Below are 6,905 nucleotides of genomic sequence, written 5' to 3' on the forward strand. Positions count from 1 at the left end.
TAACGCGGATAGCTATAAGCGGTCCTTCTTCATGGCGACGCAAGGAGATCCCCATTGCATGCTTGGGGAAAAAGCAAGAGGCTACTCTTCGGGAGTAGCCTCTCTCTGCAGCAGTACCATTATATTTTCTGTCTAATTCAGGCTCCTGAAATCGACGGGTACCAGCTTGCTCACACCAGCTTCCTGCATGGTGACGCCATAGATCACGTCGACAGCAGCCATCGTTTGCTTGTTATGCGTAACGATGATGAACTGCGAATTGTCGCTGAAGCGGCGGATCATCTGCGTGAACTTGCCTACGTTGGCATCGTCCAGCGGGGCGTCCACCTCATCGAGGATACAGAAGGGCGCCGGCTTGATGAGATAAATAGCAAAAAGAAATGCTGTTGAGGTCAGCGTCTTCTCCCCACCTGAAAGCTGCGTCAAAGTGCTGGGCCGTTTGCCCTTGGGCTGGGCATAGATTTCGATGCCACTGTCGGCAATATTGTCGGGATCGGTAAGCTTCAGGTCGGCTGTATCTTCTTCAGTAAACAGGGCCTTGAATACCTGCTGGAAATTGGTGCGCACAGCGTCAAAGGTTTCCCGGAACTTGCTGTTGGCCGTGTTCTCCACTTCTTCGATGGTGGCCAGCAGTGTATCGTGTGCTTCCATCAGGTCGGATTTCTGGTCGACGATAAAATCGTGACGCACCTTGATCTCGCTGTACGCTTCTATCGCGGTGGGATTGACCTCGCCCATGTTTTCGAGCCGTTTCTTCATGCGCTCGGCTTCGCTGTTCAGTTCCTCCACGGTCATGTCATTCTTGCGGGGCTCTTCCAGAATGGCTTCGAGGTCTACTTTGAATTCCACGCTCAGCCGTTCTTTCATGCCGGCTACCTGCAGCTTCATTTCGTTCAGCTTTTCGCGGATACCGTTGAGCAGGGTCTCGGCCTGCTCTTTTTCCCTGCGTTGTCGGCTGATCTTGCTTTCGTGCTCGCTGATGGCGTTGCGCATTTCATAGTAGGTACGGTCCTTTTCGCTCAGCGCTTTTTCATCCGTCTCTTTTTTCTGCAGCAGCTCATAAAGCTCGTTGTCGCCAAAGTGCAGCTTGCCGCTGGTTTCGCTGATGAGCAAGGCAGTTTCTTTCAGCTGCTCCTTATTGCTGTCGATCTGCTTTTCCAGGTCGCTCAGCTGGTTGTTGCGGAAGTTCAGCTCCTGCTTCAGGTTCTCGATCTTGCTTTGCTGCCGGGTATATTGAAGGTTCTGGTTGTTGTGCTGCTGCTGCGCCATATTGAAATCCTGCTCCACCATAGCAAATTCTTCCGAAGCCTTGCGGATGGCGTCCTGCAGGCTTTCCAGCTGACCTGTGATCTCGTCGAGCTCGCCCCTGGTACCGCTGATATTGTCCTGGGTATCGGCCAGCTGCTCTTCCAGGTCCTGCAGGCGTTTCTCACCTGAGCCGTTGAGGTGCTCGAGATGCTCGATCCGGTGCGTAAGGTTGATGGACTGGTTGTTGAGACGGTTGATCTCGTTGCGGCTCTGCTCGATCGCTTTATCGTTCAGCTCCTGGTTGAAGCCTGTGATCATCACCTGCGTTTCGCTGATCTGCTGCTTCAGCGAGGCGGTCGATTGGCTCAGCTCTTCGATTTCGGTGGCCAGGCGTTCCAGGTTCTTGGCGCGTCCGATCTTGTTGCCTTCAAACAGGCCTATGCTGCCGCCGCCCAGGGTATACTTCCCTCTTAAGGTCCTGCCGCTTTTTTCGATCAGCACATTACCGTTGTGCACGTCAGCCCCTGTCAGCGCGGCCTCCTGCTCTGCTATATAAACATGCCCGAGCAGATGGTCGGCGAGCGCCTGGTATTGCGGATCTACGGTCACCACGCTCAGCGCCGGGGTAAGCCCTTCCTGTGGCTGTGTCTCTTTCCCGGACTTACCATTGAACTGGTTCAGGAGAAAGAAATTGGCCTTTCCCTTTTTATGGGTGTCGAGTAGCTGTACAGCCCGGGCGGCTTCAGCTACATCTTCTACCACGTAATAGTTGAGATAGCTGTCCAGTACATTTTCCAGGGCAGTACGGTATTCATCTTTTACCACGAATACATCGGAGAGCAGCGGAGCATCGCTGTCCCAATCTTTATTCTTCTTCAGGAATTTGATACTGTCGGGATAACCTTCGAGGCTGTCGACCAGCGACTTCAGCAGGTCATGCTCATTGCGGCGGGCATCCAGCTTCCGGTTCTGCTCTACCGATTGGGCGCGCAGGTTTTCCAGCTGTTCCTGTCCCTGTAATATCTTGTTCTTGATTTCTTCATGGCGCGTAAGCAGCGCCTGCAGCTCGTCCTGCTTCTGCTGTGCCTGCTCTTCTGTATCTTCCTTTTCACGGCGCAGCTGGTCGACCTGGGCGTTGCGTTGCGCCTTCTCTTCCTGCACCTGGTGAATAGAGCGTTGCAGGTTCATTACCGAAGTGTCGGCTACAGCCACCTTCTTTTCCGCATCAAACTGCCGGCGCTGGAATTGCTGCAGGTGATTGCGCTGCTGCTCCAGCTCCTGCCGTTTACGGTCAAAATGTTCGCGCTTATCTTCCAGTGTATCTTTCAGATTTTCCAGCTGCTCTTTCAGCTCTTCGATGGCTTCCTGTTCGAGCGCGATCTGTTTCCCTGCGAAGGCAATCGATTCGTTCAGCTGCTTGCCTTGCTGGTCGGCGTTCAGCAGGAATTGGTTGAGGTTCTTTTCCCGGTCCTGGAGATGGTCGAGCCTTTGTGCAGCGAGCTTCTTTTCACTTTCGAGCGAACGGATGCGGTTCACCAGCTCATTGAACTGCTTTTGCAGTCCGTTCAGCTCCTGCTCTTTTTGTACCAGCTTCACCTTGTTGGCTTCGATCTCGGCTTCATCGCCGGCAATCTCAGTCTCTATCTTCAGCTTTTTATCGTGCTCGATATCGTGCTGCGTGTTCAGATCCTGGTATTTCCCATTAAACTCTTCCAGCGAGGCTTTGGCCAGCTCAATGCTCACCTCTTTGTACTCGCCTTTGATCTGGAAATAACGTTCCGCTTTGCGGGCCTGGCTTTCCAGGGTTCTCAGGTTGTTGCCGATCTCAAACAGCAGGTCGTCGATACGGGCAATATCCTGCAGCGTAGCATCCAGCTTCTGCTTGGCTTCCTTCTTCCTGGTTTTGTAAATAGAAATACCAGCGGCCTGTTCCAGCATACGACGACGGCTGCCTTCCTTATCCTTGATGATATCGTCGACCATACCCAGCTCGATGATGGCGTAAGAGTCGTTGCTGACACCGGTGTCGAGGAAGAGGTTGTGAATATCCTTAAGGCGGCAGGTCACATCGTTAAGCCGGTATTCGCTTTCCCCGCTTTTATAGAATTTACGGGTAATGGTTACCGTAGTAAATTCTGTAGGCAGGAGATTGCGTGTATTTTCAAAGGTCAGCGACACTTCGGCCATACCTGAAGCGGAGCGGCTCCGGGAGCCGTTGAACACCAGGTCTTCGAGGTTGTCGGAGCGCAGGGATTTGATCTTGTGCTCGCCGATCACCCAGCGGATGGCATCGATAATATTGGACTTGCCGCAACCATTGGGACCTACAATACCGGTTATCGGGTTGTCGAGCAATACCTGTGTCTTGTCGGCGAAGGATTTGAATCCTTTTATTTCCAGAGATTTTAAGCGCAAAGCTATTTTTTTAAGGGTGTCAAAAATACGAAAAGGGTGGGATATGTATTCCCCGCCGGCGATTATTTGATAAAATGAGCTTATATGGGGGCTTTCTTTTCTTGTTTGTATATACGAAATTGATTTTTCATGAATTACCCATGGCGATTTTAGTGTTTGCATTAATTAACGTTGCTTACGTATATAAAATGAGTAAAATTGTATGGCATATAGATTTTTCCAAATGGGATCGTCGAATGCCGGTCTTTCCCGGGTTCATTAACCAGGGCAAAGATCATTCCAAAACCACCAACCAATGCCGGATTACAAATGAGCCCGTATAGCCTCCGTCGGCTGTTACGCGTGCTTGCTGTTCCTAATCCTTTCTCCTGATGTATCGATCCTGTTTTAGTGCGTATCCCGCAAGCGATTTGCCGGATATAGGGGAGCTGTCTATTCAGATAACATATTCATAAAATATGCTAAAATTGAATGCCTATGTCAAAAGCTTTATCCTGTTTGTTTTTATGGAGTGTTTTGCCGGTGCTACTGTGGGGGCAGTCGGCTCAGTGTCCTGATGTAGAGATATCGGGTGCTCCGCAGATTACTTTTCCCTGTTCTGATAGCACAGAATGTACAACCCTGACGGCTACCTATCCCGACATCCGGCAGACAGTCGATGCACCTAATGCTTACCTGGTCAATTCCATTCCCTATGCCGGTCATGAGCAGTTCCAGGTACCCGGAGCCACGCCCATTCTCGTGAATCAGGATGATGTGTATTCAGGTGTGATCAACCTGCCGTTCACCTTTTGCTTTTATGGCGGGCAATATAACCAGGTTGTTGTAGGTGCCAATGGTACGATCAGCTTCGATGTAAGCTATGCGGGCAATGCCAGCGGTTATTCGATGTGCTCATGGTGGGCAACACCCTATACAATTCCGACCACGCAAAGCCCTTTTCCACGCAACGCCATCTTCGCCTGTTTTCATGATATTGATCCGACGGTGGTAGGTCCGGCGGATAAAGGGATCGAATTTGCGCTCATCGGTACGGCGCCTTGCCGCAGGCTGGTGGTGAACTGGCGTAATATCCCGCAGTTTTCCTGTATCAGCACCAGCTCGACTTTTCAATGCGTGCTGTACGAGAACACGAATGTGATCGAAATGTACATACAGAAGAAGCCGGTTTGCTCCGGTTGGAACTGCGGTGTGGCGACCATAGGCGTCCAGAACCTGGCCTGTAACCAGGCAATTGCCGCGCCGGGACGTAATGCAACAGTGTGGACCACAACTACCGCCAGCAGCGAAGCGTGGCGCTTTATCCCCAACGGCCCTTCTTTGCTCAACAGCGTACAGTTGCTGGATTCGAGCCAGGCCGTGATTGCCACAGGTGTGTCTTCTGCAGCTTCTGCCGGTGTGCTTACCACCTCCTTTAATAATATTTGCGTTGGTGGAACATCCGCACAGTATTATATCAGAGCCAACTATACCGCTTGCTCAGGAATTGCGCTGAGCAATACGGATTCGGTGCTGCTGGTAAGAACGCTACCGCCAACTGCCCCCGCTGTAGTCAGTCCCGTAACGTATTGCCAGGGTGCAGCAGCGACAGCCCTTACCGCTGCCGGTACCGGCCTCCTATGGTATACTGCAGCTGCCGGCGGTACCGGTAGCGCAGCAGCACCCACGCCTTCTACCACCGCGCCCGGTAATACTACCTGGTATGTAAGCCAGACAGCTAATGGTTGCGAAAGTCCGCGTACACCCATCGTCGTCGAGGTAAATGCTGTGCAGCATAATACGACGACAGCACAGATCTGTCCCGGTGGCACTTATCCCTTCGGTAGCCAAACGATCACTGCTGCCGGCACCTATGCGGAGACCTTTACAGCTGCCAACGGCTGCGACTCGGTAGTGACCCTGACGATGACGGTCGGTACTACGATACAGGTCAATATAGATCAGGCAATATGCCAGGGAGGAAACGTTACCTTCAACGGGACCACCTATTCTGCCAGCGGAAGCTATAGTTTCACCACGACCTCTTCAGGTGGTTGTGATTCCACGACGACGCTGAATCTTACCGTGAGCCCGCAGGTAACACCCGCCTTTGCGGCCATAGCCCCGATCTGTTCCGGCGCTACCGCTCCCGTGCTGCCCGCGACCTCGACCAATGGCATTACCGGTACCTGGAGCCCGGCTACAGTAAGCAATACAGTCACCGGTACCTATACCTTTACCCCTAATGCCGGCCAGTGCGCCACAATAACGACATTGACGGTAACGGTAAATCCCACGATCAATACCACGCAAACGATTACGGTCTGCGAGACGCAGCTGCCTTATCCCTGGAACGGGCAAAGCCTTACAGCAGCGGGCACCTATACCCATACCCAGGCTAATGTGAATGGCTGCGACAGCACCGTAACCCTGACGTTTACCGTAAATCCTACGATCCATACCACGCAAACGGTTACGGTCTGCGAGACGCAGCTGCCTTACCCCTGGAACGGGCAGAGCCTCACCGCCTCCTGCACCTATACCCATACCCAGCCGAATGCAGTAGGCTGTGACAGTATCGTTACCCTGACCTTCACGGTGAGCCCCCAGGTAACACCCGCTTTTGCGACCATAGCCCCGATCTGTTCCGGCGCTACCGCTCCCGTGCTGCCCGCGACCTCGACCAATGGCATTACCGGTACCTGGAGCCCGGCTACAGTAAGCAATACAGTCACCGGTACCTATACCTTTACCCCCAATGCCGGCCAGTGTGCCACAACCGCAACATTAACGGTAACGGTAAATCCCACGATCAATACCACGCAAACGATTACGGTCTGCGAGACGCAGCTGCCTTATCCCTGGAACGGGCAGAGCCTTACAGCAGCGGGCACCTATACCCATACCCAGGCTAATGTGAATGGCTGCGACAGCACCGTAACCCTGACGTTTACCGTAAATCCTACGATCCATACCACGCAAACGGTTACGGTCTGCGAGACGCAGCTGCCTTACCCCTGGAACGGGCAGAGCCTCACCGCCTCCGGCACCTATACCCATACCCAGCCGAATGCAGTAGGCTGTGACAGTATCGTTACCCTGACCTTCACGGTGAGCCCCCAGGTAACACCCGCCTTTGCGGCCATAGCCCCGATCTGTTCCGGCGCTACCGCTCCCGTGCTGCCTGCAACATCCAATAACGGCATTACCGGCACCTGGAGCCCGGCTACAGTAAGCAATACCGCTACCGGTACCTATACCTT

The 6,905-nt window shown here is 53.0% G+C and carries 2 protein-coding genes; one reads left to right on the top strand and one right to left on the bottom strand.

From position 1 onward, the window contains the following. Positions 1-132: 132 nt before the first annotated feature. Complete coding sequence (smc, locus tag DZC79_RS07715) at positions 133-3,663, bottom strand: chromosome segregation protein SMC (protein WP_118950973.1); 3,531 nt, start codon at positions 3,661-3,663, stop codon at positions 133-135. A gap of 477 nt (positions 3,664-4,140) precedes the next feature. On the opposite strand from smc, the gene DZC79_RS07725 reads away from it, so the two are divergent. Further along, a partial coding sequence (locus DZC79_RS07725; protein ID WP_449452782.1) for an Ig-like domain-containing protein occupies positions 4,141-6,905 on the top strand: 2,765 nt, incomplete at its 3' end.

Origin of the sequence: Taibaiella helva (genome assembly GCF_003545695.1) — a bacterium.
In the GTDB taxonomy this organism is placed as follows: Bacteria; Bacteroidota; Bacteroidia; order Chitinophagales; family Chitinophagaceae; genus Taibaiella; species Taibaiella helva.